Genomic DNA, 26811 nt, shown 5'->3' with positions numbered 1-26811 from the left:
GCAGGGGGCAGCGGGCGAACGGGCATGGGGCGGGCCGGGTGGTTCGCCCCCGTGGTGTGCGTGGAACGTGCCGGGTCTCGGCGGTGGGAATGCCGGGTAAACTCCTCGTGTTAGGTAGTTGATAGCTCAACTACTTTTGAGGAGGACGCCATGCCAGCGGTAACCGCGGATACGTTGACCCTGCCGCGCATCACGGTGGACGAGACCGTGCGGCCCCGAGCGGTGCGCTCGGTGACCACGGCGCCGACCGGCTATGAGGGCGAGGGCTTTCCGGTCCGCCGCGCCTTCGCCGGGGTGTCCCAGCGCGAGCTCGATCCGTTCGTGCACATGGACCAGATGGGCGAGGTGGAGTACGCGCCCGGCGAGCCGAAGGGGACGCCGTGGCACCCGCACCGTGGTTTCGAGACGGTGACCTACATGATCGACGGGGTGTTCGAGCACGCCGATTCGAACGGCGGCGGTGGCGAGATCACCAATGGCGACACCCAGTGGATGACCGCGGGCGGCGGGATCCTGCACATCGAGAAGCCACCGGAGTGGCTGGTGACATCCGGTGGACTGTTCCACGGCATCCAGCTGTGGGTGAACCTGCCGCGGGAGCACAAGCTGGCGAGCCCGCGCTATCAGGACATCCGCGCTTCGAAAGCACGGCTGCTTTCCTCGGCCGACGGCGGGGCGCTGGTGCGGGTGATCGCCGGGGAGATCGGCGGACACGAGGGACCGGGCACCACCTACAGTCCGATCACCCTCGCGCACGCCACCGTCAGCCCGGGCGCCCAGCTCGATCTGCCGTGGCGCGCGGACTTCAACGCGCTGGTGTACGTGCTCGCGGGCAATGGCACGGTCGGCGCGGAGCAGCGGCCCATCCACAAGGGGCAGCTGGCCGTGCTCGGTGCCGGCGAAGCGGTCCGGGTGGCCGCGGGCACCGGTCAGCCGAGTGCGGAACCCGAGCTGGAGGTGTTGCTGCTCGGCGGACTGCCGATCCGGGAGCCTGTGGTGCACTACGGGCCGTTCGTGATGAACACCCGGGCCGAGGTGCTGGCCGCGCTGGAGGATTACCAGGCGGGCCGGTTCGGTGTGGTGCCCGCGGAAACCCTGCCGCACACCTGATCACCGTGCCTGATTCACGGCCGGCGCGCGAAGTGCACCGTTTTGGCGGTGAGCAGGAACAGGTCCGGACGCCGGTCGATGCCGAGCTCCTCGTCCGGATCGAGCAGCCGGTCAAGGGTGGCGCGGTCCTCGGCGGTCAGGTCCTCGTCGAGGCCGTTGCGTTCCCGTTCGAGGATGGCGCGCACCGTCCTGCGCGGGCCATCGGCGAGCGGGGCGGGGTGCTCGATGAGGAAGGTCTTGCTGCGCGCTTCGATGAGCCCGGTCGCGCGCAGCATGGCCGGCCAGTCCTCGAGGACCGCACGTGAACCGGGCAGTTCGGCGCGCATGGCGTTGAACCGCTCGGTGCGGATGACGTCCATGCGTTCCGGCAATCCCGGGGCTCCGATGCCGAAATCGCGTGGCAGCCAACGGATCGGCAGGCCACCCTCCACGATGGCGAGTGCCCCGCCCGGATTGATCAGCGCGGCGAGCCGGTGCAGCGCGTCCTGCTGGTCGCCGACGTGGTGCACGACCTGTCCGGACCACACCAGATCGGCAGGTTCGAGTTCGGCGAGCCCGTCCGGGAACTGCGCCACCGTGGTGCGCAGCGGGAAACCCTGCCGCTTCGCGCGGTTTTCGGCGCGCTCGAGCAGTTCCGGAGTGCCGTCCACGGCGGTCACCTCGGCATCGGGGAACGCGGTCGCGAGCTGGCCGGACACCACTCCCGGTCCGGAGCCGATGTCCAGAATGGTGCGCGGGGCGGGTTCGCCGAGTTCCGCGAGCGCCTGCGTGATGGCGGGTGCGTAGGCTTCGGCCTGCGATTCGAGTACGTCGGCGATGGCGGCCCAGTCGATGTCTTCTGTCATGCGGTCGACGATCCTCTTCGCGAAGCCAGCTTGACAAATTTCTTTGCCGTTTCTGCAATAGGCTGATGGAAGAAGTCCTCGCCGCCGTCGGGCCACGGCTCAAGCAGATCCGCAAACAGCACGACTGCACGCTCGCCGAACTGTCCGCGAACACCGGGATCTCGGTGAGCACCCTTTCCCGACTGGAATCCGGTCAGCGCAAACCGAGCCTGGAACTGCTGTTGCCGATCGCCAAGGCGCACCAGGTGCCGCTCGACGAGCTGGTCGACGCGCCGCTGATCGGTGATCCGCGGGTGCGGATGAAACCGATCAAACAGGGGCACCGCACGGTGATTCCGCTCAGCCAGCAACCCGGCGGGCTCCGCGCATACAAGATGATCTTCGATGCGCGGGAAAGTGTTCCCGATCCGCGGACTCATGAAGGCTACGAGTGGTTCTATGTGCTCAGCGGAATCGGGCGGCTCGTGCTCGGTGAACACGATGTCTTGTTGAAAACCGGCGAGGTTGCCGAATTCGACACCCGGGTGCCGCACTGGTTCGGCAGCGCGGGGAAGGGATCGGTGGAATTGCTCAGCCTGTTCGGCCCGCAGGGCGAGCGCATGCACGTGCGCGCGAAACCACGCGGAAAATGACTACTCGAGCGGAACCTGCCAGCGCACGATGGTTCCGGAGCGCGGCGAGGACCGGATCCCGCACCGGCCGCCCGCCACTTTCGCCCGCGCGACGAGGTTGCGCAGTCCCCGTTCGGTGACGCCCGGCGGAATACCGCAGCCGTCGTCCCGGACGATCAGGTGCAGCACCCCCTCCCGGATGAGCAGCGCGACGTGCAGCTGTCGTGCCCCGGAATGGCGGACCACATTGGACAGTGCCTCGCGCGCGGCGGCCCGGACGTGATCGGCGATGGCGACCGGAACGGTGGCCATATCGCCCTCGATCTCCAGGGACGGTTCGGTATCGAGCAGTTCCCCGGCCGCGGCGACCTCGGTGCGGATCGACTCGGCGAGGTCGGGGCCGTGTTCGCCAAGCGGTTCGGCCCCGCGCAGCGCCCGCACGGTCGCGCGGACCTCTTCGATGGCGGTGTCCAGCTGGTCGACCGCACCGGCGAGCCGCTCCGAATCGGCGGGTTCGAGTTTGCCCTCCAGGCGGCGGGTGACCAGGTCGAGCTGCATTCCGGTGCCGTAGAGTCGCTGGACGAGCACATCGTGCAGTTCCCGCGCGAGGCGATCGCGTTCCTGGTACACGGCAAGGCGTTCCCGGGCCATCGCGCCCTCGGCGAGCACCAGCACGGTGCCCGCCTGTGCGGCGAACGCGGTGAGCACATCGACCATGGCGGGCTCGAACGGGTTCGCCCCGGCGCGCCGGTAGACGGTGAGCGCGCCGAGCCTGCGCACCGCGTTGCCGAACGGGGCGGCCGCGAACGGGCCGTAGCGGCGCAATTCCGCGGGCACGAAGGGGGCGGTGCGCGGATCGGTGGTGAAATTCTCGACCACGATCGGCACCCCGCCGCGGGCCGCGCGCGCCGCGGAGGAGCGGGGGGAGAGCACGATCCCGATCGGGTCGGCCGCGCCGGGGGCCAGCTCACCCGCCGCGGCCTCCACCGTCAGCGTGCCGTCCTCGGCACTGGTCATCAGCAGCCCGAGGTCGGCGCGCACCAGATCGATCGCGTGTTCCACGATCACCGGAAGCATCTCGCCGGGGTCCTCGGCGGAGAGCGCGGCGTTCGCGATCTCGGTCGAGGCGGCGAGGGTGCGGGCGGCCAGACGAGGCTCCATACCACCAGTGTCCTCTCTGGGATTTCTTCTGGCTGGGGTGAGTGGCGGTGTGGGCTGCTGGGGTGGGGAAGCGGCTTCGCCGCTTGAGCACGGCTCAGGTCCGCGTGGAGATTCGGTCGGTGAGCAGCCGCACGGTGTTCTCGCGTACGTCGAAGACCAGATCGGCGGAGCGCACCTCGTCGGGATGGTGCGTGACGTGGATGACGGTGCGCCCGAGCAGGGCGATCTCCAGTTCGGCGAGCAGATTCCGCGCGGTCGGGCGGTCCAGGTGCGCGGTCGGCTCGTCGAGCAGCACGGCTTCGGCACGCGGCGCGGCGAGCAGGGCCCGCGCCAGGCTGATCCGGCTCGCCTCGCCACCGGAGACGGTGTCCGGGCCGATGCGGTCCTCGAGTTTCCCGGTGAACCCGGGAAGCTGGGCGGTGCCCAGTGCCGCGCGCAGCTGCTCGGGTCCGGCGTGCGGGTCACCGAGGCGCAGGTTCTCGGCGAGGGTGGTGGAGACCAGCTGCGGATCCTGTGGTGCGACGGCGACCGTCTCCGGGATGACCGCGATTCCCTTGCGCGGGGCGATGAATCCGAGCAACGCGGCGAGCAGGGTGGACTTGCCCGCCCCGGAGGGCCCGAGGATCGCGACGGTGCTGCCCTGCGGGATGCGCAGATTCACCCCACGCAGTACCGGTTCCGCGCCCGGCCAGCCGAGATCCGCGTCGATCAGTTCGATGTCCTCGCCGTGCTGGACTCCGCTGCGCTCCGGTTCCGGGGTCTCCAGGGTCTCCGCGATCCGGGCCGCGCTGGCGCGCAGTGGCCGTGCGCGGGTGAGCGCACCGCCGAGCGGTTCGACGATTTCGTTGCACGCCAAGGGAAGCAGAGCGAGCACCGCGACGAGTACCGGATCGGTTCCCGCGCCGAGCAGCACGCTGACCGTCGCCGCGGCGCCGAGCGCGATGGTCGCGATCGCCGAGGCGATGCCCGCGCCGAAGGCCTGCTGGCGCGCCTGCCGCAGCAACCGCTCATCGGTTTCGCGAATGTCCTTGTGCCACAACCGGTCCGAACCGGTGGCCAGCAGCGGGGCGGCGTGCCCGAACAGTTCCCCGACCCGGACCGCGAGGGTGCGCTTGTCCGCGGCCAGTGCCTCGGTGGCGCGCCGTTCGAACACCGAACCGAGCACCGGTCCGAGCACGCAGGCCGCGAGCAGGGCGATGGCCAGGGCGAGACCGGCCGCGGGCAGGATCGCGGACTGGGTGGCCACCGCGGCGGCGCCCACGACCGCGGCGACGATCGGCGGCTGCAGTACCCGGGGGATACCGTCCCGCACGGTGTCGATATCGGTGACCATGCGCTGGGCCTGCTCGCGGCCGCGCACCGCAGCGGGGCCGATCCTGGCCAGCGCGGACCATAACCGGGTGCGCAGCAGGGTCGCGGTGCGGAAGGCGGCATTGTGCGTGGCGAGCCGTTCGGTGTAGCGCAGTACCCCTTTGCCGAGGCCGAAGGTGCGCACCCCGACGATGGCGACGGTCAGCGTCAGGATCGGCGGCTGCCCCGCGGCGCGCGCGATCAGCCAGGCCGAGGTCGCGGTGAGCGCGATCCCGCACGCGGCGGCGAGCACCCCGACAGCGATCCCGGGAATCGAGCGGATTCCGAGCAGCCGCAAAGCATTCGGCGCCTTGACCGGGGTTCGCTCGAGCGCGGCCGGTTGGTTCACGGTCCCGGTGTCGATGGGCTCGGCGGGGGCCACGGTGCGGTGCGCGGCGAGCAGTACGGCGGCCCCGCAACGTTCTATCGCGGACATGGCGGCGTTCGCGGTGACCGCGTCCAGGTGTGCCACGGGTTCATCGGCGAGCAGCACGGTGGCCCCGGCCTCCACTCGCAGCAGCGCGGCCGCGATCGCCACCCGGGCGCGCTGACCGGCCGAGAGGGTGTCCACATCCGAATCGAGCAGTTGGTGGGCGTGCACGAGTTCGCACACCGCGAGCACCCGTTCGGCACTCGGCTGCCGTTCCTGATCGGCCGTGGCGCGGCGGAGCTCATCGGCCACGGTCGGCCCGAGGAATTCCGGGCGTTGCGGGATCCAGGCGATATTGCGGCGCCACGCGCCGTGTTCGCGCAGTTCGGTACCGTCCACGGTCACCGTGCCATCGGCGGCGTGCGCGAACCCGAGCAGCACGGCCATGGTGCTGGATTTGCCGCTCCCACTCGGGGTTTCCAGCTTCGTGACGGTGCCGGGAACCAGGGTGAGGTCGATGCCATCGGGAGTGTAGCCGGCGCGCCGCTGAACGCGCAGACCACGCACCCGAAGTTGATGCCGCAGCGGTCCGGGGAGCACCCCGTCCGGAGCCGCCGCGACACCAACGTCTTGTAGCTCGGCGATCTTGTCGACCGCCGAGAGTCCGTCCGCGCTCGCATGGAACGCGAGCCCGACCTTGCGCAGGGCCAGGTAGCACTCGGGGGCGAGGATCAGTACGAACAGGCCGGTGCCGAGATCGACTTCCCCGCCGGACAACCGTAGCCCGATTCCCACCGCGACGAGAGCGACCGAGATGGAGCTCACGACTTCCAGTGCCAGTGAGGAACAGAACGCCACCCGCAGCGTGCGCATCGCGGACCGGTGCTGTCGTTCGGAGACCCGTTGCACGGCACGGGTTTGCGCCTTCGCGTGGCCGAACGCGGTGAGTATCCCGAGCGCGCGGATGAGCTCGCCGAGGTGCGCGGCGAGCCGTTCGCTGTCCTCGCCTGCCGCGCGCACCCGCTTCTCGGTGTACCAGCCGATGAGGATCGCGAATACCGGAAGCAGCGGGATCGTGAGGACGATGATGAGCGCGGATGCCGGATCGAAGGCGAGGATCGCGATCCCGATCCCCGGGGCGAGCACCACGGAGGCGACCAGTGCCGGCAGGAACGTGGTGAAATACTCGTCGATGGCCTCGAGCGCGGTGGTGCACCGGTAGCTCAGTTCCGCGCTGCCGTGTCCGGCGATGAATTCCGGGCCGCCACGCAGGACCGCGGACACCGCCCCGGCGCGCAGTTCCCGCTTTGCCCGTGCGGCGGCCCGGGTGGCGATCACCTGGCCCGCCCAGCCGAGCAGGCCCCTGGCGAGCACGCTCAGCGCGACTATCCACAGTGGACCGTACTCCGGCCTGCCCGCGACGAGCGAGCCGAGCGTGCTGGACAGTCCCCAGGCGAAGCCGATCACCGCGAGCGCCTGCACGGCGAGCACCAGTCCGTAGCCGAGCAGCGCGGTCCGGGTCGCGGGCGAGAGCGCGGGCAGTGCGCCGAGCGCGCCCTTTCCGGTTTTCATGCCGCTGCCTTCGGCGCGTGCGCGGCCGGAATGTGCCGCACGCCGATCCGCTTCCGGAACACCCAGTAGGACCAGGCCTGATAGATCAGCACCGCCGGGGTGGCGAATGCGGCGATCCAGGTCATCACCTCGAGGGTGTACGGGCTCGAAGCCGCCTCGGCCACGCTCAGCGGGGGCACACCCTCCACAGTGGACACGAGCACGTTCGGGAAGAGGGAACCGAACAACGTCACCCCCGCGGCCGCGATGACCACCCCGAGCGCGGCGAAGGCCTGACCGTCCCGCCCGGCACTGGTGCGCCACCACGCGGTCAGCGCGCCGAGCACCGCGAGCACGAAGCCGATCCCGGTCACGATCGTGCCGAGCTGCAGCGCGAGCAGAGCCAGCAGCGGGAGCAGCAGCGCGATTCCGTAGCGCCGCAACAGCCGCCGCGCCCGCTCACGCAGTTCGCCCTCGGTCTTCAGCGCGGTGTAGGCGAGCCCGTGCGCGAGCGAGAAACCGAGCACCCCGAGCGCGCCGAGCAAGCTGTGCAGTGAGAACACGTCCAGCGCGGAACCGACCCGGTTGCCCTGCGCGTCGAGCGGGATTCCGCCGACATTGGTGCCGAGCATCGCGCCGATGCCGAGCGGCGGAATGATCGAGCCGATCGTGATCACCGCGTCCCAAGCCGCCCGCCAGCGCGGATTCTCCACCTTGCCGCGGTAGTCGAAGGCCACCCCGCGCCCGATCAGGGCGAGCAGCACCAGGATCAGTGGAACGTAGAACGCCGCGAACAGGTCCGCGTACCAAGCGGGGAAGGCGGCGAACATCGCGCCGGCCGAGACGATCAGCCAGACCTCGTTCCCGTCCCAGACCGGGCCGATCGTGTTGACCAGCACCCGCCGCTCGGTGTCCCCGCGGGCGAGCCCGCGCACCAGCATGCCGACGCCGAAGTCGAATCCCTCGAGGAAGAGATATCCGGTCCAGGTCAGGGCGATGAGGCAGAACCAGAAGATGTGCAGTCCCATGGGTGCTCCTCAGTACGCGAAGGCGAGTTCGTCGGAATCGGAGTCCTCGTCAACCTTGGGTGGCAGTACTCCGGGAATTCCGGCGCGCACATACCGCGTGATCAGGAAGACCTCGACGACGCCGAGCACCAGGTACACCGAGGCGAGCGCGATCAGCGAGAACAACATTTCGCCCGCGGTCACTCCAGGGGAGACCGCTTGCGCGGTGTACATGAACATTCCGTCCACTCCGGTGGGATTCGGCGCCACCACGAAAGGCTGGCGGCCCATCTCGGTGAAGATCCAGCCGAAGGAGTTCGCCAGGAACGGCGCCGCGATAGCGAGCAGGGCGACCGGGGGCAACCACTTGCCGAGGAATCCGCGTGGATAGCGGCCCTTTCTGGTCAGCCAGAGCGCGGCGACCGAGACGAGCACCCCGAGACCACCGAGGCCGATCATCAACCGGAAACCCCAGTAGGTGACCGGAAGATTGGGCACGTAATCGATCGGTTTGCCCGCGTACTCGCCGAGCGCCGGATCGTTCGGGTAGTGGCTCCCGTATTTCGCCTCGTACTGCCCGACCAGATCGCCGACGCCCTTGACCTCGGTGCTGAAGTCATTGTGTGCCAGGAAGGACAGCAGCGCGGGCACGGTGAAACTCTTGACGCTCTCGCAGTCCGAGCGGGCCACGTCCCCGATCGCGATGATGGAGAAGGAGGCGGGCGCTTCGGTCTTGCACAGCGCTTCGGCGGCGGCCATCTTCATCGGCTGCTGCTGGAACATCAGCTTGCCCTGCGAGTCGCCGGTGAGCAGCAGCGCGGCGAAGGCCACGAGGGACAGGATCCCGCCGAGCTTGATCGAGGCCCGCCAGGTCGGCCGGTCCTGTTCGCGCGCGGGATCATCGGCCCGTTCGCTGCGGCGTTTGCGCGCCAGCTGCCAGACTGCGATACCGACCAGGAAGGATCCCGCCACCGCGAAGGCCCCTGCGATCGCGTGCAGGAAGGCCCATACCGCGGTGTTGTTGCCGAGCACCGCGAAGATCGAGGTCAGCTGCGGCTTTCCGTCGACGAATTTCGCGCCGACCGGGTGCTGCATCCAGGAGTTCGCCGCGATGATGAAGTACGCGGATCCGACGGTGGCCAAGGAGAATGCCCAGGCACAGGCGAGGTGGACTTTCGGGGCGAGTTTGTCCCAGCCGAATATCCAGAGCCCAAGGAATGTCGATTCGATGAAGAAAGCGACGATTCCCTCCATTGCGAGCGGGGCGCCGAAAATATCACCGACAAATTTCGAATATGAACTCCAGTTGAGTCCGAACTGGAATTCCTGCACGATTCCGGTGACCACGCCCATCGCGAAGTTGATCATGAGCAATTTGCCCCAGAACTTGGTCATGGCAAGGTACTTTTCCTTGCCGGTCCGGAGCCAGGCCGTCTGCATGCCGGCGACGAGGATCGAGAGTCCGATTGTCAGCGGGACCATGAGGAAGTGGTAGACCGTCGTGGTCCCGAATTGCCAGCGGGCGATCTCCAATTTGTCCACACCAAAAGGATGCGCCGGTGTGGATCTCGGCAAAAGGTTCCAGGGTCCCGAATATGCCGGGACCAAAGTCCCGGTGACCCGGCTATCTGTGATTCACGACCCAGTGATTCAACGGCCAGGGATTCGGCTCACTGGGATAGAGAACACGAGAATAGCCCATGTTCCGCTGATCGTGTCAAATAGTCGTCACAAAAGTCCGAGTTTGGCGAGGTCGTGGGTCGGGTCGGTCAGCGTGTGCGTGCTGTACGAGGCGAAGACTCCGCGCACCGCCTGCGCCGCCGTGGGGGACAGGCTGGTGAGTTCCTCGGCGAGCGCCGCGCCGTCCTGCTCCTCGAGCGCGGAGCGCACATCGTGGCCGGAGAGCGAGCGCGCGGTGGCGACGAGCAGATTGAGCACGCCGTGGTAGGTGAACCCGGTCTCCTTCTCGACCGTGCGCACCGCGTTGTGCAGGCCCGCGGTGGCCCGGAAGGGGCTCGGGCTGTGGCTGACGATCGCCAGGAAGTCGGCCACCTCCGCCGTGGAGGGGAAGTTCTGTTCGCGCTGACCGCCGCAGCGCAGCTTGGGCTGGCAGTTGTGCGCGGCGACCAGTTCGACCCCGGTCAGCCACGGCCCGCCGCGGCGCACCTCGACGACCTTCTCCACTTCCTCGGGCACGAACTCGGCGACCCGCTCGAGCCACATCTCGTCGACATCGGAGGGAGCGGGCATTTCCACCATGACGAGATTGAGCAGCTCGGTGCGCGACTCGATGATGGAGATCGCCTTGGGCAGCCCGCCGAGCCCGGTGTCGATGACCAGGGAGAGGTCGAGCGGCTGCTTGGGCTTCGCCCGGTTCAGCTCGGTGATCAGCTCGGGCAGCTTGGACGCCGGGCACAGGAAGGCCCCGTACAGGCGGGCGTGCGCGGAGTCGCGGACCTCGAGATAGTCCCGGATCGCATCGGCCACGGCCGCCTTGGTCGGCGGAAACAGTGTCGCGTCGTCGACAAGCGTGGCCAACAGCGGCGGGACGTGGTTCGGCTGTTGCTGGGCGTTCGGCTCTGGTGCGGCACTGGACACGGGTGCCAACAGTAATGGCCACCGATCCGGGGCCGACGAGATGGGCTGTTCACCCATTGAAACCGCGCTTGGTATTCACAGTCACGGCGAACTGAGTTAGGGTTACCTAAGTTAGGAGGTGAGCCGGATGATCTCGCTGCCGGACCCGGCTGAGCGCGCCCGGACCATCGCCGCGCGTTCCCCGGAAGCCGTACTCGTGCCGTGCGCACACACCGCGCACGCTGAGAGGGATCCGAGCCGCTCGGCCGTGCGCATCGCGACACACCTGCATCATGTGCACGCCGACGCGACGATGACCGTGCTGCTCCCGGAGGCCCATCCGCTCGTGGCCGCGGTCTGGCAGTCGCCACGGGGCGCCGTGACCGTGATGGCCGAGCTGACCGATCCGGCCCCGGTGCGGCTGCGTGAGCCGGTGCGCGGGCTGCTCTGGATCACCGGGCTGCTCACCGCCCTCGAGGGGGAACAGGGGCGCGAGCGCGCGCTGCTCGTCGCCGAGGAGGTCGCCGACCCCCGGCTGCTCGATGTGGGGCACGGGATGAGCGTGCTGCGGGTCGACCCGGCCTCGCTGGTGCTCGCGGACGCCGACGGGACGAGCTCGCTGCAGCCGCTCGAGTTCCACGAGGCCGTTCCGGACCCGTTCCACGACTACGAGACCGAATGGCTGCGCCACCTCGAGATTTCGCACCGGGACGTGGTCGGCCAGCTCGCCAGGCATGTGCCCGCCGAGCTGCGTGGCGGCCAGGTGCGCCCGCTCGGCCTGGACCGCTTCGGCCTGCGCCTGCGGGTCGAAGCCGCCGATGCCGACCACGACATCCGGTTGCCGTTCTCCCGTTCGGTCTCCACCCCGGAGGAACTGGCCGTGGAACTGCGCAAGCTGGTCGGCTGCCCGTTTCTCGCGCAGGCGACGAGTACGTGAGCATCGAGGCCCGTCAGGGCTGAGGAGCGGAGCGTGCGAGGAGACCAGCTCGTCACCGCGCAGACGGGTCAGTGGTTCAGCGGCTCCAGGCCGGGTCCCTGCCGAGCAGGCCGAGCGCCCGCTCGAATGGCGGTGCGTCCTGTGGCACCGTGACCTCCTCGCCGAACGCGCCGCCCTTGCGGCCCTGTGGGGCCAGCTGCTCGGCGACCGAGAGCAGCTGGGTGCCCAGCTCCTCCGGAACCGCGCAGTCCGCTCCGCTGACGCGGGTCAGATCCCAGCTGTGCACGGTGAGATCGGTGAAAAGCATGGTGCCGAGCATGCTCGCGGGGAGCTCCGCGCCGCCGAATTTGCCCGTGCCCTCCCATGCCTGTGGCGCCGACCAGGCCGCGACGAGGGTGTCCACGGTTCCGGTCAGCTGCGCGCGCCAGTCCTCGCCCACCAGATCGGTCTCCCGCTCGCCGGGCCGGTCCGTCGGTGGATCGGCCTTGGTGGCGCCCGCTTCGAGCACCGGGGCCCAGTAGAGGACGTGGTTGAACAGGGCGCGCACGTCGTACTCGCTGCACGGAGTCTGTGCGCCGAGCTGGTCTTCGTCGATGCCGCGCACGGCCTGTTTGAACAGGTCGCCTGCGGTGGGAATGGCTGAGCTGAGTTCCATGCCCTGCACGATAGCCCGGTGCACCGACGATTCCTGTGGGATACTTCGGACAAGAGCGTGAGGAGGTCGCCGTGACTGCTGTGCCTTCGGCTTTGACACATCCACTGACGGTCACCGAGTTCAGTGAACTCGGTGAGGAGGAGCACGGTCGCTGGGAACTCCAGGAGGGTGCCCTCGTGATGTCGCCATCGCCGACATGGCCGCACAACGTCGCCGCCGGAGAGCTATTCTGGCAGTTAAGGTTGCAGCTGCCAAGGCGATACCGGGCGATACTGGATGTCGACGTCGACCTCGGGCTGAGCGGACCAGATCGACCGGGAACGGTGCGCAGGCCGGATCTGGTGATTGTCGACAAGAACGAACTGGTCGAGGGGCAGATGCTGCGGGCCGCGCAGCTGCTGGTGGTCGTGGAGATCGTGTCGCCGGGTTCGGTACGGCTGGACAACGAGTTCAAACGAGTGGAGTACGCAGCCGCCGGGATCCCGCGCTACTGGATTCTCGATATCGAACGGCCGGTGACGCTGCTGGACTGCCGACTCACCGAGGAGGGGAGCTACGAGTCGGGAAACTGGGCGGAGAGCACGTTCCGCACCGAGGAGCCGTTCCCGATCAAACTGGAGCTCGACTCGCTACGTGACTGAATCCGCATCCCGCACGGCCATGGTGCGGGCGTTGCGGGAGGCCAGCTCCGCATCGGGCGGGTAGTCCACCCCGGTCAGGCAGAGTCCGTGCGCGGGGGCCACGGTGATGGCCTGGGAGCGGCCCCGCTCGGCGAGCAGCCCGGCGGGCCAGCCGGGATCGCGGCGCCCGTCGCCGACCGCGAGCAGCGCACCGATCAGTCCCCGCACCATGGACCAGCAGAAGGCGTCCGCGGAGAGCTGTGCCACGAGGATGTGCTCGTCCAGCCGGGTCCAGGTGAACCGCTGTAGTTCGCGTACGGTGGTCGCGCCCTCGCGCGGGCGGCAGTACGCGGCGAAGTCGTGCAGCCCGGTCAGGTTCGCGCTCGCCGCACGCATGGCCTCGAGGTCGAGCGGGCGGCGGTGGTGCACGGTGTCCCGTACCCGGGCGGGCGGCACACCCCAGGCGGCGGTGCTGATCCGGTACTCGTAGTGCCTGCGCAGCGCGGAGAACCGGGCGTTGAAGGCCGCGGGAACCGCGCGCAGTGCGGTGACCCGCACATCGGGCGGCAGCAGCCGGGCGAGCCTGCGCAGCAGCTTCTCCGGGTCGCCTGCCAGTGGCCAGTCCCCGGGCAGGTCCACGTGCGCGACCTGGCCGGTGGCGTGCACCCGCGCATCGGTGCGGCCCGCCACGGTCAGCCGGGCCGGTGCGCGCAGCAGGGTGGCGATGGCGGTCTCCAGCTCGCCGCACACGGTGCGCTGTGCGGGCTGGCGGGCCCAACCGTGGAAGTCGGTGCCGTCGTAGGCGATATCCAGCCGCAGACGCAGTGACGGCGTTCCTCCGGCCGTGCTCCGCTCCTCCCTCGTGCCTCGGTCGATGCTCGCGCGGTCGCCGGAACGCAGAAACCCGCCTGCCGAGTGGCGGGCGGGTTCCTGCGGATGGATCGAATCGCTCAGGACTCGTCCTTGTTCTCAGCCTTTTCCGAGGTCTCAGATTTTTCCGAGGTCTCAGCCTCGTCCGAAGCCTCCGGGGTCTCGGTGGCTTCGGCCTCGGTGGTCTCCTCGGCCTTGGCAGAGGCAGCCTCCTCGGCTGCTGCGTCCTCAGTGGCCGGGGCCTCGTCGGTCGCCGCCGCGGGCGCTTCGTCCTTGGCGAACTTGGTGCCGCGGGCCTTTTCGGCCTCGCGGGTCGCGGTCTGCTCCTGGACGAGCTCGATGACCGCCATGGGGGCGTTGTCGCCCTTGCGCGGCATCGTCTTGATGATGCGGGTGTACCCGCCGTCCCGGCCCTCGAAGTGCGGGCCGATCTCGGCGAACAGCTTGTGCAGCACATCCTTGTTGCGGATGACCTTGAGCACCTCGCGGCGGTTGTGCAGGTCGCCGCGCTTGGCCTTGGTGATCAGCCGCTCGGCGTAGGGACGCAGCCGCTTGGCCTTCGCCTGGGTGGTGGTGATCCTGCCGTGCTCGAACAGCGACTGAGCCAGGTTGGCGAGGATCAGCCGCTGGTGTGCGGGGGAACCGCCGAGACGGGGACCCTTGGTTGGGGTGGGCATTGCATTGCTCCTCGTTGAAGATTCCAGCTAGAGCCAGGGCGCGTCTGACGATCCCGTTGCCTGCTGCGACGGCAGTGGATCATCAGACACACCCTAGAGCTGTTCGGTCTCGGCGTAGTCCTCGCCGTCGTCGTCCGAGCCGTCGAGCCCGCCGACGCTGGACAGTCCGCCGGCACCGAAGGTCGCGTTCGGGTTGCTGAACGGGTCGCTGGGGCTCGCCTGGCCGAACTCGCCGCTGAGCCCGGAGTCGAGGCCGGAGTCGAAGTTGCCCTCGCCCCAGGACTCGTCGGAGCCGTAGTCGGCGGCCGCGGCGGAGGGGTCGAACCCGGGAGGCGAGTCCTTGAGCGCCAGCCCGAGGCTGACCAGCTTCAGCTTCACCTCGTCGATGGACTTCGCGCCGAAGTTGCGGATGTCGAGCAGGTCGGCCTCACTGCGCGAGACCAGTTCACCGACGGTGTGGATGCCTTCGCGCTTGAGGCAGTTGTAGGACCGCACGGTCAGGTCGAGGTCCTCGATCGGCATGCCGAACGCCGCGATGGTGTCGGCTTCCGCCGGGGACGGCCCGATCTCGATGCCCTCCGCGTCGATGTTGAGCTCGCGGGCGAGCCCGAACAGTTCGACCAGCGTCTTGCCCGCCGAGGCGACCGCGTCGCGCGGGGTGATCGAGGGTTTGGTCTCGATGTCGAGGATCAGCTTGTCGAAGTCGGTGCGCTGCTCGACACGGGTGGCCTCGACCTTGTAGGTCACCTTGAGCACCGGGGAGTAGATCGAGTCGACCGGAATGCGGCCGATCTCCGCGCCTGCCTGCTTGTTCTGCGCGGCCGGGACATACCCGCGGCCACGCTCGACGACGAGTTCGATCTCCAGCTTGCCCTTGCCGTTGAGCGAGGCGATGTGCAGATCGGGGTTGTGCACCGTGACACCGGCCGGCGGCACGATGTCGCCCGCGGTCACGTCACCGGGGCCCTGCTTGCGCAGGTACATGGTGACCGGCTCGTCTTCCTCGCTGGAGACGACGAGCTCCTTGAGGTTCAGGATGATGTCGGTGACGTCTTCCTTGACCCCGGGAACGGTGGTGAACTCGTGCAGCACTCCGTCGATGCGGATGCTCGTCACGGCGGCACCGGGAATCGAGGAGAGCAGGGTGCGGCGAAGCGAATTGCCGAGGGTGTAGCCGAATCCCGGCTCGAGCGGCTCGAGGGTGAACCGCGACCTCGTTTCGCTAATCGCCTCGTCGGACAGTGTCGGACGCTGCGAAATCAGCATTGTTTTCTTCCTTTACCTGCATCGGCGACCGCTATTTGACGCCGAATCGGAAAGCGCGCCGGTGCCTGGCGGACCAGGCACCGGCGAGGTGTCCGCGTTCCTTCCCGCGGGCACCTGACTACTTCGAGTAGAACTCGACGATCAGCTGTTCCTGGACCGGGGTGTCGATCTGCGCGCGCTCCGGAAGCTGGTGCACCAGCACCCGCAGCGTGGACGGAACGACCTGCAGCCAGGCCGGGACCGGACGGTCGCCGAAGGCTTCCTTGGCCGCGACGAACGGCAGCATCTGCAGCGACTTCGGCCGCACGTCGATGATGTCGAACTTCTCGACCTGGTAGCTCGGGATGGTCACCTTCTTGCCGTTGACAAGGAAGTGGCCGTGCGCCACGAGCTGACGGGCCTGGCGACGGGTGCGGGCGAGCCCCGCCCGGTACACGACGTTGTCCAGCCGCGACTCGAGGATCTGCAGCAGCACCTCACCGGTCTTGCCCTTGGTGCGGGCCGCCATCTCGTAGTAACGGCGGAACTGGCGCTCGAGAACGCCGTAGGTGTAACGCGCCTTCTGCTTCTCCTGCAGCTGCGGGCGGTACTCGCTGTCCTTGAGCCGGCCGCGGCCGTGCTGCCCCGGCGGGTAGGGACGACGCTCGAACGCCCGGTCCTCACCGACGAGGTCGGTCTTGAGGCGGCGGGAGATACGGGTAACTGGTCCGGTGTAACGAGCCATGAGTGTTTCTTCCTCCTCTCCCGCTTAGACCCGGCGCCGCTTCGGCGGGCGGCAGCCGTTGTGCGGCTGCGGGGTGACGTCCTGGATGGTGCCGACCTCGAGGCCGGCGGCCTGCAGCGAACGGATCGCGGTCTCCCGGCCGGAGCCCGGGCCCTTGACGAACACGTCGACCTTCTTCATGCCGTGTTCGGCGGCCTTGCGCGCGGCGTTCTCCGCGGCCATCTGGGCGGCGAACGGGGTGGACTTCTTCGAGCCCTTGAACCCGACGTGACCGGCGGAGGCCCACGAGATCACCGCACCGGAGGGGTCGGTGATCGAGACGATCGTGTTGTTGAACGTCGACTTGATGTGGGCCTGCCCGGCCGAGATGTTCTTCTTTTCCTTGCGGCGCACCTTCTTGACGCCCGCGGTACGAGACTTGGGTGGCATCAGCGCCCTGCCTTCTTCTTGCCTGCGACGGTCTTCTTCGGGCCCTTACGGGTCCGCGCGTTGGTCTTGGTCCGCTGACCATGAACCGGGAGGTTGCGGCGGTGCCGCAGCCCCTCGTAGCAGCCGATCTCCATCTTGCGACGGATGTCGGCCTGCACCTCGCGGCGAAGATCGCCTTCCACCCGGAAGTTCTCTTCGATGTGGTCGCGCAGCTTGATGACATCGTCGTCGGCGAGGTCCTTGCTGCGCAGATCGGGGCTGACGCCGGTGGCGGCGAGCAGCTCCTTCGCTCGGGTACGGCCGATGCCGTAGATGTAGGTCAGCGCGATCTCCATCCGCTTTTCACGGGGGAGGTCGACGCCCATGAGTCGAGCCATCGTTCTCCTTATGCATGCTCCAGGTGTGCCCTCCCCGCCCGCCCGGAATTGGCTCGTTCCGGCCCCGGCCTGGAGTTCCGGGGGTGACCACGTGCTCGTCTGCGCGTGGAGGTGCGAGGAGTTCTCTGTGTTGTTCGCGTACTGCGATCTGTGCTCTGCTTCAGCCCTGGCGCTGCTTGTGCCTCGGGTTGCTGCAGATCACCAGTACCCGCCCGTGCCGGCGGATGACCTGGCAGCTGTCACAGATCTTCTTGACGCTTGGCTGAACCTTCACGTCTTGATCCTTTTGTCAGTGACGATCTTGCTCGGTCGGTGCACGTCACTTGTAGCGGTAGACGATGCGGCCACGGGTGAGGTCGTATGGCGAGAGCTCTACGACGACCCGGTCCTCGGGCAGGATGCGGATGTAGTGCTGGCGCATCTTGCCGCTGATGTGCGCGAGAACCTTGTGCCCGTTCTCCAACTCGACACGGAACATCGCGTTGGGGAGTGGCTCGACCACATGGCCCTCTACCTCGAGCGCATCCTTTTTACCCATGTCCTCCGCGTTTCGTGACGTGCTTCATGGTTACCCCCGGTGAACGGAGGTGGGCACGCCTCGCTTCAGGTGCCGAATTCCACGCATGAGCGATGTGCCGTGGTAGGGATTGGTATGGGTGTTTCAACCCTTATCGCCCTCGCCACGGACACGACGAACCCGGCGCGACTTGTGCGCCAATCGTCAAGTGTACGCGGTCGCGCGAACAGCCTGCGCAACGGCCCTGACCTGGCCACCAAGGCGCAACGGACACGTCACTCTATGTACGTCAAATTCACACGAATGGGGTAGGCTGTTGCGCATGCAGGAGCAGGAAGAGGTGGTCGCAGCCGCGGGGGTGTTCAAAGCGCTGGGAAGCCCGATCCGGTTGGCGATCATGCGCAGACTCTCCGCGGAGGAAGAGGTGCGCGCCTGTGACTTCCACGAGGTGTTCGAGCTGGCCCAGCCGACCGTCTCGCAGCATCTCAAGGTGCTCCGCGAGGCGGGACTGGTGCACACCAGGCGGGCGGGTAACACCATCAGCTATTCGCTGAGCACCGAAGGCCTGCGCAGGGCGGAGGCCGAACTCGGGGTGCTGTATCCGGTGCGGACCTCGGCGCCGCCGGCCAGCGTGCTCTGAGCTTGCCTTATCGGGTTACCGCAATGGGGGTGTTTTTCGGCGGCTAATCGCCGGCCGGAGCGGTCAGCACCCAGGGTCCGTCCTCGGTGATGGCTACGGTGTGTTCCCAGTGTGCGGCCCGGGACCCGTCGGCGGTGACCACCGTCCAGCCGTCCTCGAGTTCCACCGTTTCCTCGGTGCCCCCGGTGAGCATCGGCTCGATGGCGATCGCCATACCCGTGCGCAGCTTGGGCCCGTGTCCCGGCTTTCCGTAGTTGGGCAGGAACGGCTCCATGTGCATCGCGGTGCCGATCCCGTGCCCGCCGTACTCCCGCACGATGCCGTACTCGGTCCCGTCCGCGGAGCTGCTGCGCAGTATCGACTGCTCGATGGCGTGCGAGATGTCGGTCAGCCGCGCACCGGCGGCAGCGGCCTCGATCCCGGCCAGCATCGAGGCCCTGGTCGCCGCGGACAGCGCCTCGTCGGCCGCGGACACGGCGCCCACGGCGATGGTCACCGCCGAGTCGCCGTGCCAGCCTTCGAGGATCGCCCCGCAGTCCACCGAGAGCAGGTCCCCTTCGGCGAGCACCTGGGTCTTGGCCGGGATGCCGTGCACGATCTGCTCGTTGACCGAGGCACAGATCGAACCGGTGAACCCGTGGTAGCCGAGGAAGCTCGGCACCGCGCCGGCGTCCCTGATGGTCTGCTCGGCGAGTTCGTCGAGTTCCAGGGTGGAGACGCCGGGGCGGGCCGCTTCGGTCACCGCGGCGAGGGTCTTGGCGACCAGCGCACCCGAGGCGCGCATCGCTTCGATCTCACCTGGTGACTTCAGCTCGATGGAGGTCCGGTTCCGGAACAAGGTTCAGCGCCCGCGCAACGCGTCGAGCGCGCGCTTGGTGATCTCCTCGACGTCCCCGACCGCGTCGATGGTCACGAGGATGTCGGAGTAGTACTCCAGCAGCGGCGCGGTCTCCGAACGGTAGATGGCCTGCCGCTCCCGGATGACCGCCTCGGTGTCGTCGGTGCGGCCGCGCTCGAGCAGCCGGGCGATCAGCTCCTCGTCGGGAACCTCGAACTGCAGCACAAACTCGACCTTGGCGTCCTGCTTCGCCAGGATCCCGGCGAGCACATCGGCCTGGCCGGTGTTGCGCGGGAACCCGTCGAGGATGAACCCCTTCGCGGCGTCCGGCTCGGCAAGGCGCTCGCGCACCATCTCGTTGGTGACGTCGTCCGGTACGAGCTTGCCCTCGTCGAGGATGCTCGAGACCTGTTTGCCGAGTTCCGTCCCGCCCTTGATGTGTGCGCGGAACAGATCACCGGACGAGATGTGCGGCACACCGAGCTGTTCGGCCAGCACGGATGCCTGAGTGCCTTTGCCCGCACCAGGCGGGCCGACGAGAACGAGTCGCACGAAGGTGCCTCCTCGAATCCCCTTCGCGAAGAACGCCGGGGCGGTCCTAGCGAAGGAATCCTTCGTAGTTGCGCTGCATGAGCTGGCTTTCGATCTGTTTGACCGTGTCCAGCCCGACACCGACCATGATCAGCACCGACGTCCCACCGAATGGGAAGTTCTGGCTGTTCTGCTCCCCGGTGAGACCGAGGAAAAAGTTCGGCAGAACAGCGATAATACCGAGGTAGAGCGAGCCGGGCAGCGTGATTCGGCTCAACACATGGTTCAGGTACTCCGAGGTCGGCCGTCCCGGGCGGATACCGGGAATGAACCCACCGAACTTCTTCATCTCCTCGGCACGCTCGTTCACGTTGAACGTGATCTGGATGTAGAAGTACGTGAAGAAGATGATCAGCAGGAAGTAGATGATGATGTGGACCGGGTTGGACTGGTCCACGAGGTAGGTCTGGATCGCCCGTTGCCACCAGGAGTTGCCGTTGCCGACCAGTTGCTGCAGCAGCTGGGGAAGGTAGAGCAGCGAGGAAGCGAAGATCACCGGGATGACACCGGCCTGGTTGACCTTCAGCGGTAGATAGGTCGAGGTTCCGCCGTACATTCGGCGCCCGACCACACGTTTGGCGTACTGCACCGGTATCCGGCGCTGGCCCTGCTCGATGAACACCACCGAGGCGATGATCAGCAGGCCGACCACGATCACCACGAAGAAGGTGAGCCCGCCCGCGTTCTGCAGCATCTGCTCACCGACGTTGGGCAGCCGCGCCGCGATGTTGATGAACATCAGGATCGACATACCGTTGCCGATGCCGCGTTCGGTGATCAGCTCACCGAACCACATGATGATCGCGGTACCGGCGGTCATGGTGAGGACCATGACCGCGAGAGTGAAGATGTTGTCCTTGCCAGGGATGACCTCTTGCTGGCAGTTCCCGAACAGCTGACCGCGCACCGCGAGCGCGACGATCCCGGTGGACTGCAGGACCGCCAGCGCGATCGTCAGATAGCGGGTGTACTGGGTGAGCTTGCCCTGGCCGGACTGGCCTTCCTTCTTCAGCTGCTCGAACCGCGGGATGACCACGGTGAGCAGCTGGATGATGATGCTCGCGGTGATGTAGGGCAGGATCCCGAGCGCGAACAGGGAAAGCTTGAGCAGCGCGCCACCGGAGAACAGGTTGATCAGGCCGTAGATGCCGCCCTGACCCATCTGCGCGGCACATGACTGGACGTTCTTGAAGGAAACGCCTGGCGCGGGCAACGTCGAGCCGATCCGGTACACAACGATGATCCCGATCGTGAACAGGATCTTCTTGCGCAGGTCCGGCGTCGCGAAAGCCGAGCGGAAAGCGCCTAGCACGCGAGGACCTCCTACTTGACGTCAGGCGAGTGCATGGTCTCCCCCGGAGAGTGCCTGCCTCGGGCACACGGGAACGCCCCGGTACACGAAGCGCGGCGTCGACTCTAACAGCAGTCCGGGTACCCCCTTGCGGTGCGCCGCTGTTGCCGATTGACAGGTAACCAAATGGTTCCCTATTCTTGCTTCGTGTCCGGGGACGAAGCGGTGTTCAAGGCGCTCGCGGATGGCACCCGCCGCGCGCTGCTCGATCTGCTGCACGCCTCGGATGGGCGCACGCTCGGACAGTTGTGCGCCGGGATCGAGATGTCGCGGCAGGCGGTCGCCAAGCATCTGCGGGTGCTCGAACGGGCGGGGCTGGTGACCGCGCGGCGGGTGGGCCGGACCAAGGAACACCACCTCAACGCGGCCCCGATCCAGGCGATCTACGAACGCTGGATAGCCAAATACGAGCGTGCCCCCGCGGCCGCGCTGCACCGGCTCGAACAGGCACTCGAGGAGCGGACATGAGCACCTTCAACTACGTCACCTACATCCGGGCGGACCAGCGGCAGGTGTGGTCCGCGCTGACCGAGCCGGAGTTCACCAGGCAGTACTGGAACGGCCGGAAGATCACCTCGACCTGGGAACCGGGCGCCGCGGTGATCAACGAGCACGACTACGACGACGGTGCCGAGGACATGGGCACCGTGCTGGTCTGTGAACCGCCCCGGCGGCTGAGCTACGGGACTCGAGCGTCCAGCGTTACCTTCGAACTCACCCCGATGGGCGAGGTGGTGCGGCTGAGCGTGGCGCACACCGGGCTCGGCGACCAGATGTGGCAGCAGGTGACCGGCGGCTGGCAGGCGATCCTGGCGAACCTGAAGACATTGCTGGAGACCGGCTCACCGCTGCCGATGCCGGAGAAGGTGCTCGCCGCTTACCGCTGAGCGCGTTTCCCGACGAGCCGGTCGGAACCGTCCAGGCCCGCGTGGCGTCGTGCAGCGCGCCGAACGCGATCGGGCCGAGCGCGGCTGCGTGCCGTGCGGGGAGAGCAGCACGCCGAGCAGGGCGAACGGGTTCCCCACGAGGAAAATCACCGCGACCATCCCGCCCACGGTGGCCTTGTCCATGCCCGCGTCCGCGAACAGTGTCGGCAGCCACGCCGAGATCGTGTAGAACAGCAGCGGACCCGGACACGCTCGCCGAGCTCATCACCGGGGTGCTCGCAAGGGCGCGCACCACCCCGCGACTGCGCCACCACGACGGCTTCGACTGGCACATCGACCACCTCGCGCCCGGCTGCGAACCGGTTGCTCGTGAACCTGTCCCGCAATCGTTCGCGCCGCTACTGCGGGAACCGGCTGCACGTCGCCGCCTACCGGGAGCGCAACCGGGTGTCCTGAGCGAGGGGGCAGCTCAGGTCCTTCGCGAAGTGGTGCCCGGCGATGGCGTAGCCGTGGTCGAGATAGCGCCGATGTGCGGCATGCCGCCGCGCCCCGGAATCGAGGTGCACCTGATCGCAGCCGAGCTCGCGTGCCCGGCCCGGCGCGCGTCCGGCACGGTGATCAGGTCGTCGATGTACAGGTACTCACCCCAGAGCAGGGCTGCTGCCGTGCCGGAACCCGAGGGCACCGGCCACCGAACCGTCCGCGCGCAGGGAGACCGCGATCCGGTACCCCTGCGCGTACTGCCTGCGGACCCGCGCCAGGAACGCCTGCTCCGAGTCGAGGTGCGGGCGCAGCTCACGCATGGGCGGCCAGGCGAGGCCGAGCCGGTCCTCGGTGAGTTCGGTGATCCGGTGCTGCTCGATCACCCGGTCAATCGCCGCGGCGGACCGGGCCGAGGATCTGGCGCTCCTTGGCGTTGGTGACCAGCTTGAGCGGGGTCCACAGATTCCGGCCGAACGCGATGACCTGATCGTCCGGGATCTGGGTGAGCTGCTGGGTGAGATTGGGCGGCAGCCGCCAGATCTGCCCGGCGACCTGTGCCTGCGCCGCGGCGAGCCGCTGGATGAGCACCAGATCGGCCTGGCCCGCGGTGGACGCGGCCTGCGGATGCAGATAGGGCAGCACGTACATGGTGGTCTGCCACGGGGACCGCGCGGGGAACAGTTCCTGTGGGGTGGATCCGCCGTCGTGCACCACGAGCAGCGGACCGTCCTCGGTCGGGCGGGGCAGTTCCACGGGCACCAGCCTGCGGATCTTCACCAGCGGAACGGGTTTGCCGTCCGCCCCGGTGCCCGCGGCCCGTTCGAGCCCGCGCCATGCCGAATCGCGCGCCGTCGCCACGATCACCCAGGCCCCGGTCGCGATGGCGCGCAGTGCGGTGAGCCGGGCCAGGTACAGACCGCCGACCACGGCGATCCTGGTCGGGGCCGGGCGCAGGATGGAGACCGAGAGCGGTTCGCCCTTGAGCCCCTTGCCGAGCACCATGCCACCGCGATCACCCGAGGGCGCCACCGAATCGAGCATCGTCGGCGGTACCGAGAACTCCGGGGCGACCGCGCGCGGGCTCATCGCATCGTGGATCCGGGTCGGAGACGTCATGCCGTACCTCCAAGGGGCAGCGTCGCGATCAGTCCGGACAGCTGCATGCCGCGCAACGAGGTCAGGTCCATGTCCAGCTCGTCGGCGATCGAACCCAGCTGCTCCTCGGCCTCGTTCAGTTCGCCGGGGGTGCGGGCGCTGACCCGGACCACGCCGCGCAGCCCGACCTCTTCGCCCTCGCCGGGGGAGATCGAGAGCACCACGGTGGAGGAGAGGGCGCGGACACTGGTCAGCGAGTTGAGGCTGCTCTTGCCCGGCCAGCCGGTCACCGCGTAAGAGGAATGCCCGACACCGGCGGCGGTCACCCCGTCCCAGCGCTCGTTGAGGCTGACCGTTTCCTGCGAACCCGCGACCGCGGAGAGCTCACTCGACTTGATGCCCGCGGCGAGCAGTTCGTCCGGGGAGAGCGGACGGGCGCGTACCCCTTTGCTCTCCAGCGCGTTGCGCACCCGGGAAAGGGCGCCGAGCACCGCGCGGTGGGCGCCTTCGACCCCGCCGCCGCGTTCGCTGACCGCCTGGGCGCAGCGCTGCGGGTCGAGCCGGACGGCCACCCAGGTGGTGCGCCGCGCGGCGGCCGGGAGCGGGCCCAGCACCTCGAGGTAGGAGGCCAGTGCGGGCGACTGCGCGGGAAGGGCCGCGCTGCCCGGGTAGCAGTGCCAGATCACCTGGATCGCGTCCAGCAGCACGCCGCGGTCCTCGAGACAGGGCGCGAGCGCGGAAAGCGGCAGGTTCGGTGCGCTGCCGACCTGGTTGACGAGCGCGGGCATCGGGTCGACGAGCAGCACCGCGGTCCAGCCGCCGTCGTTGTAGGCCAGCCCGACCGGCTCGCGCTCGTGATCGGTGCCGTGCGCGATGAGCAGATCCGGGACGGCGAGGCGCAGCAGGGCGATCCGGGCGTCCTCCGGGCCGGTCATCGTGGCGTCTTCGCTGTCCTGCTCCGGTTCCTCGGTGGCCACCGGGTTCGCCGACTTGCTGTGCCCGCGCAGCGCGTACCCGGTGGTGAGCCCGATCCACTGGGTCAGCCAGCGGCCGCGCCAACGGATCAGCGCGAAGATGAGGCCGAGCACCGCGACCGCGGCCCCGACATACATGAGTTTGGTGTCGATGGCGAGCAGCACGAGCCCGATCGCGATGCCGATCTCGAGCACGACAAGGTTCGCCACGGGGAACGGGCCGAAGCTGACACCTTCCCTGCGACGTCTCGCGGCATCCACCGATGCGTGCGTGTTCGCCTGCTGTGCCGGCGTACTCGCAGGTCGCGGCGGCGGTGGCGGGCCGGAGCCTTGCCGGGGCGTTGTCACCGACATGTACTTGCCTCCCCCGAAACGGGCGTGTCGGGCTTTATGCTGTGCAAACCTATCCTGTCATCCGATCCGATCGGATACCCCCGACTTGGCCACATTCGTGTCGAGTCGGACTATCGTGTGCGACCGTACCGCGAAGGTGACGAGATGAGCGCGGACATGAGCGAGGAGGCCCGGAGCAAGTGAGCACCCGAGCCATGACTGCTGTTTCGGGGAGGACGAAGGCCGGTCATGCCATCGACACCCACTAGTAAGGCACAGGTCCAGGCGTACCGGTTCGTCATACGCCGGATGCAGTCGGCACTGATCCGCCGCGATCCGGTGATGATGCACGATCCGCAGCGCACGCACAGCAGAGCGCTGATCGTGGGCGCGTGCCTCGCGGCCGTGGCGCTGGCCGGGTTCGCCGTGTACGGGCTGCTCAAACCCGCTCCCCAGTTGCCGGGCAACGACGGAATCGTGATGAGCAAGCAGTCCGGGCAGCTGTTCGTGCTCACCAAGGAGAAGGACGGCAAGCGGCTGCTCACCCCGACCTTCAACCTCGCCTCCGCGCGCCTGCTCCTGCTCGCCCGCCAGCAGCAGAACCAGAACGGCGGCGGTGGTGGCGGCGGTGGTAGTTCCCAGGGCGGCCAGCAGGTGCAGGAAGTGGACGACAGCCAGTTCTCCGGTCAGGGGATCACGGTCGGGCGTCTCACCGGGATCCCGGACGCGCCGAGCACCCTGCCGGACGGCTCGAACCAGGCCGCGGTCGGCAAATGGGCCGTGTGCGACGACTATGCGCGCGATCCCGATCTGCCGAACCAGACCCAGGAGAACAAGGTCTCCACCACGGTGCTGTCCGGAGTGGACAATCTCGGCACCGAACTCAAGGCGGACCAGGGCTTCCTGGTTCAGGAGCGCCAGTCACACAAGACCTTCCTGATCTACCGCACCCCGGCGACGGCGAACCACCCCGAATCCGATGTAGTGCGCGCCGAGGTCGACCTGTCCCAGAAGGAGATCGCCAACACCTTCAACGGTGGCTCGCAGAACGTGACCCGCGTGGTCAGCCCCGGCCTGATCAACGCGATCCCTGCGGTGAAGGGGCTCGTCGCGCCGAGCATCCCGAAGGCTGGCAGTCCGTCACCGATTCAGTCGTTCCCGGCGGGCCAGGCGTTCAAGGTGCAGGAGGCCTCCGGGCAGACCCGGTTCTTCATCGCCATGGATGACGGCTACCAGGAGGTCACCGAGACCTCCTCGGTCGCGGATGTGCTGCGGTACAAGAACACCCAGACGACCACCCAGATCCCGACGATCGCGCCGAGCCAGATGAACGCGGCCCAGCCGACCAAGCACCCGGTGGACGTGAGCCAGTTCCCGAAACAGACTCCGCAGCTGCTCCAGGAGCAAAGCAACCCGACCATGTGCCTTGGCTGGAACCCGAACACCTCGGATCCGGACAACCCGAAGGAGCACACCGTGCTCAGCGTCGGCACCCGACTGCCGATTCCGCAGGATTCCAAGCCGGTCAAGGTCGGCAACCCGAACGCGGACGGGGAACGCATCGACAGCTTCTACATGCCCGCGGGCAAGGCGGCGTTCATTCGCAGCGCGCAGAACGCGGCACAGTTCAACTCGGGCCCGCAGTACCTGATCTCGGATCGGGGCATCCGGTACGCGATCCCGAGCCAGCAGATCGCGGACGCACTCGGACTCAAGGATCCGGTGCCCGCCCCGGAATCGATCGTCCGGCTGCTTTCCCCCGGCGCCGATCTGAACACCCAGGCGGTGCAACGGACCTTCGACTCGCTGAACCTGCCCGCGAACATGGGCAGCTATCCGAGCGAGTCGGCGGATTCCTCGAACGCACCGGAATCCGCGAGCAACGGAGGCGGTTGACGGGAACCGCCGGGTCCCCGCGCCGCGTCCCAGCGGTGGGGGGTTCGGCGGAACAAGGACAGTGGGTGA

General features: G+C 68.1%; 31 protein-coding genes. 9 read left to right on the top strand and 22 right to left on the bottom strand.

The annotated features are described in order from the left end of the window. The first annotated feature begins 150 nt into the window (after nt 1-150). Complete coding sequence (locus A37U_RS0122450) at nt 151-1110, top strand: pirin family protein (RefSeq protein WP_020498926.1); 960 nt, start codon at nt 151-153, stop codon at nt 1108-1110. 14 nt (nt 1111-1124) lie between these two features. Here the strand turns inward: A37U_RS0122450 and A37U_RS0122445 are convergent, their stop codons facing one another. Beyond that, nucleotides 1125-1955: a class I SAM-dependent methyltransferase gene (locus A37U_RS0122445; RefSeq protein ID WP_020498925.1), complete on the bottom strand. Its 831-nt coding sequence runs from the start codon at nt 1953-1955 to the stop codon at nt 1125-1127. A gap of 65 nt (nt 1956-2020) precedes the next feature. On the opposite strand from A37U_RS0122445, the gene A37U_RS0122440 reads away from it, so the two are divergent. Further along, nucleotides 2021-2587 carry a helix-turn-helix domain-containing protein gene (locus A37U_RS0122440; protein ID WP_020498924.1) on the top strand — a complete coding sequence of 189 codons (567 nt, stop codon included), beginning with the start codon at nt 2021-2023 and terminating at the stop codon, nt 2585-2587. On the opposite strand, the gene A37U_RS0122435 is transcribed toward A37U_RS0122440, so the two are convergent. The 5 genes from A37U_RS0122435 to A37U_RS0122415 form a co-directional block, all read right to left on the bottom strand. Further along, complete coding sequence (locus A37U_RS0122435) at nt 2588-3727, bottom strand: GAF domain-containing sensor histidine kinase (RefSeq protein WP_020498923.1); 1140 nt, start codon at nt 3725-3727, stop codon at nt 2588-2590. It lies immediately after the preceding gene. A gap of 94 nt (nt 3728-3821) precedes the next feature. Beyond that, nucleotides 3822-7019 carry a thiol reductant ABC exporter subunit CydC gene (cydC, locus tag A37U_RS44710; RefSeq protein WP_020498922.1) on the bottom strand — a complete coding sequence of 1066 codons (3198 nt, stop codon included), beginning with the start codon at nt 7017-7019 and terminating at the stop codon, nt 3822-3824. Then, entirely contained in the window at nt 7016-8026 is a 1011-nt protein-coding gene (gene cydB, locus A37U_RS0122425) for a cytochrome d ubiquinol oxidase subunit II (RefSeq protein ID WP_020498921.1), read from the bottom strand. Before cydB ends, cydC begins: the two co-directional genes overlap by 4 nt. A 9-nt stretch (nt 8027-8035) precedes the next feature. Then, on the bottom strand, nt 8036-9547 hold the full coding sequence (locus A37U_RS0122420; RefSeq protein WP_020498920.1) for a cytochrome ubiquinol oxidase subunit I: 1512 nt from the start codon (nt 9545-9547) through the stop codon (nt 8036-8038). A 186-nt stretch (nt 9548-9733) separates the two neighbouring features. Further along, entirely contained in the window at nt 9734-10603 is an 870-nt protein-coding gene (locus tag A37U_RS0122415) for a hypothetical protein (protein ID WP_020498919.1), read from the bottom strand. Nucleotides 10604-10730: 127 nt separating this feature from the next. Between A37U_RS0122415 and A37U_RS0122410 the strand changes: the two genes are divergently transcribed. Then, nucleotides 10731-11519 carry a DUF2470 domain-containing protein gene (locus A37U_RS0122410; protein ID WP_020498918.1) on the top strand — a complete coding sequence of 263 codons (789 nt, stop codon included), beginning with the start codon at nt 10731-10733 and terminating at the stop codon, nt 11517-11519. Between the two features lie 76 nt (nt 11520-11595). Here A37U_RS0122410 and A37U_RS0122405 read toward each other — a convergent pair whose 3' ends face one another. Then, nucleotides 11596-12174, bottom strand: a complete 579-nt coding sequence (locus A37U_RS0122405; protein WP_020498917.1) for a TIGR03086 family metal-binding protein — start codon at nt 12172-12174, stop codon at nt 11596-11598. A gap of 71 nt (nt 12175-12245) precedes the next feature. On the opposite strand from A37U_RS0122405, the gene A37U_RS0122400 reads away from it, so the two are divergent. Beyond that, the gene (locus A37U_RS0122400) at nt 12246-12815 is read left to right on the top strand and encodes a Uma2 family endonuclease (protein WP_026197498.1); all 570 of its coding nucleotides are present in this window, start codon (nt 12246-12248) and stop codon (nt 12813-12815) included. Here the strand turns inward: A37U_RS0122400 and truA are convergent. The 8 genes from truA to infA form a co-directional block, all read right to left on the bottom strand. After that, nucleotides 12804-13613, bottom strand: coding sequence for a tRNA pseudouridine(38-40) synthase TruA (gene truA, locus A37U_RS0122395; protein ID WP_083933743.1), 810 nt, complete (start codon nt 13611-13613; stop codon nt 12804-12806). The two genes, A37U_RS0122400 and truA, sit on opposite strands and share 12 nt — an antisense overlap. A gap of 131 nt (nt 13614-13744) precedes the next feature. Further along, nucleotides 13745-14341, bottom strand: coding sequence for a 50S ribosomal protein L17 (rplQ, locus tag A37U_RS0122390; RefSeq protein ID WP_020498914.1), 597 nt, complete (start codon nt 14339-14341; stop codon nt 13745-13747). Between the two features lie 93 nt (nt 14342-14434). Beyond that, complete coding sequence (locus A37U_RS0122385) at nt 14435-15607, bottom strand: DNA-directed RNA polymerase subunit alpha (RefSeq protein ID WP_020498913.1); 1173 nt, start codon at nt 15605-15607, stop codon at nt 14435-14437. Nucleotides 15608-15725: 118 nt separating this feature from the next. Then, complete coding sequence (rpsD, locus tag A37U_RS0122380; RefSeq protein ID WP_020498912.1) at nt 15726-16331, bottom strand: 30S ribosomal protein S4; 606 nt, start codon at nt 16329-16331, stop codon at nt 15726-15728. Nucleotides 16332-16355: 24 nt separating this feature from the next. Next, nucleotides 16356-16760, bottom strand: coding sequence for a 30S ribosomal protein S11 (gene rpsK, locus A37U_RS0122375; protein WP_020498911.1), 405 nt, complete (start codon nt 16758-16760; stop codon nt 16356-16358). Then, on the bottom strand, nt 16760-17137 hold the full coding sequence (rpsM, locus tag A37U_RS0122370) for a 30S ribosomal protein S13 (RefSeq protein WP_020498910.1): 378 nt from the start codon (nt 17135-17137) through the stop codon (nt 16760-16762). The genes rpsK and rpsM overlap by 1 nt, the downstream gene beginning before the upstream one ends. Before the next feature lie 160 nt (nt 17138-17297). Then, complete coding sequence (gene rpmJ / locus A37U_RS0122365) at nt 17298-17411, bottom strand: 50S ribosomal protein L36 (RefSeq protein ID WP_020498909.1); 114 nt, start codon at nt 17409-17411, stop codon at nt 17298-17300. A gap of 45 nt (nt 17412-17456) precedes the next feature. Beyond that, nucleotides 17457-17675, bottom strand: a complete 219-nt coding sequence (infA, locus tag A37U_RS0122360) for a translation initiation factor IF-1 (protein WP_020498908.1) — start codon at nt 17673-17675, stop codon at nt 17457-17459. Between the two features lie 301 nt (nt 17676-17976). Here infA and A37U_RS0122355 point away from each other — a divergent pair, with 301 nt between their 5' ends. After that, complete coding sequence (locus A37U_RS0122355; protein WP_020498907.1) at nt 17977-18294, top strand: ArsR/SmtB family transcription factor; 318 nt, start codon at nt 17977-17979, stop codon at nt 18292-18294. 43 nt (nt 18295-18337) lie between these two features. On the opposite strand, the gene map is transcribed toward A37U_RS0122355, so the two are convergent. Genes map through secY form a run of 3 tightly spaced genes read right to left on the bottom strand, consistent with a single transcriptional unit; the run spans nt 18338 to nt 21035 of the window. Further along, entirely contained in the window at nt 18338-19132 is a 795-nt protein-coding gene (map, locus tag A37U_RS0122350) for a type I methionyl aminopeptidase (protein WP_020498906.1), read from the bottom strand. A 3-nt stretch (nt 19133-19135) separates the two neighbouring features. Then, nucleotides 19136-19684 (bottom strand): adenylate kinase, encoded by a 549-nt coding sequence (locus A37U_RS0122345; protein ID WP_020498905.1) that lies wholly within the window; start codon nt 19682-19684, stop codon nt 19136-19138. A gap of 46 nt (nt 19685-19730) precedes the next feature. After that, nucleotides 19731-21035 carry a preprotein translocase subunit SecY gene (gene secY, locus A37U_RS0122340; protein WP_020498904.1) on the bottom strand — a complete coding sequence of 435 codons (1305 nt, stop codon included), beginning with the start codon at nt 21033-21035 and terminating at the stop codon, nt 19731-19733. Nucleotides 21036-21221: 186 nt separating this feature from the next. Here secY and A37U_RS53810 point away from each other — a divergent pair, with 186 nt between their 5' ends. The 3 genes from A37U_RS53810 to A37U_RS0122325 are packed head-to-tail and all read left to right on the top strand — an operon-like array spanning nt 21222 to nt 22190. Beyond that, nucleotides 21222-21542 carry an ArsR/SmtB family transcription factor gene (locus tag A37U_RS53810; RefSeq protein WP_020498903.1) on the top strand — a complete coding sequence of 107 codons (321 nt, stop codon included), beginning with the start codon at nt 21222-21224 and terminating at the stop codon, nt 21540-21542. Next, on the top strand, nt 21539-21961 hold the full coding sequence (locus tag A37U_RS53805) for an SRPBCC family protein (RefSeq protein ID WP_020498902.1): 423 nt from the start codon (nt 21539-21541) through the stop codon (nt 21959-21961). Before A37U_RS53810 ends, A37U_RS53805 begins: the two co-directional genes overlap by 4 nt. Nucleotides 21962-22010: 49 nt before the next feature. Next, complete coding sequence (locus A37U_RS0122325) at nt 22011-22190, top strand: hypothetical protein (RefSeq protein WP_020498901.1); 180 nt, start codon at nt 22011-22013, stop codon at nt 22188-22190. Between the two features lie 199 nt (nt 22191-22389). Here the strand turns inward: A37U_RS0122325 and A37U_RS53015 are convergent, their stop codons facing one another. From A37U_RS53015 to eccE, 4 genes are all read right to left on the bottom strand, one after another. After that, nucleotides 22390-22527, bottom strand: a complete 138-nt coding sequence (locus tag A37U_RS53015; RefSeq protein WP_020498900.1) for a hypothetical protein — start codon at nt 22525-22527, stop codon at nt 22390-22392. A gap of 75 nt (nt 22528-22602) precedes the next feature. After that, complete coding sequence (locus tag A37U_RS53010) at nt 22603-22827, bottom strand: hypothetical protein (protein WP_020498899.1); 225 nt, start codon at nt 22825-22827, stop codon at nt 22603-22605. Nucleotides 22828-22831: 4 nt separating this feature from the next. Continuing rightward, nucleotides 22832-23560: a hypothetical protein gene (locus A37U_RS0122310; RefSeq protein ID WP_020498898.1), complete on the bottom strand. Its 729-nt coding sequence runs from the start codon at nt 23558-23560 to the stop codon at nt 22832-22834. Beyond that, the gene (eccE, locus tag A37U_RS0122305) at nt 23557-24723 is read right to left on the bottom strand and encodes a type VII secretion protein EccE (RefSeq protein WP_020498897.1); all 1167 of its coding nucleotides are present in this window, start codon (nt 24721-24723) and stop codon (nt 23557-23559) included. The genes A37U_RS0122310 and eccE overlap by 4 nt, the downstream gene beginning before the upstream one ends. 372 nt (nt 24724-25095) lie before the next feature. On the opposite strand from eccE, the gene eccB reads away from it, so the two are divergent. Continuing rightward, entirely contained in the window at nt 25096-26742 is a 1647-nt protein-coding gene (gene eccB / locus A37U_RS0122300; protein WP_026197497.1) for a type VII secretion protein EccB, read from the top strand. The last annotated feature ends 69 nt before the right edge of the window (nt 26743-26811 follow it).

This window comes from Sciscionella marina DSM 45152, from assembly GCF_000379465.1.
Lineage (GTDB): Bacteria > Actinomycetota > Actinomycetes > Mycobacteriales > Pseudonocardiaceae > Sciscionella > Sciscionella marina.
The sequence above is the reverse complement of the archived record's forward strand: the minus strand, read 5'-3'. Positions and strand labels throughout refer to the sequence as shown.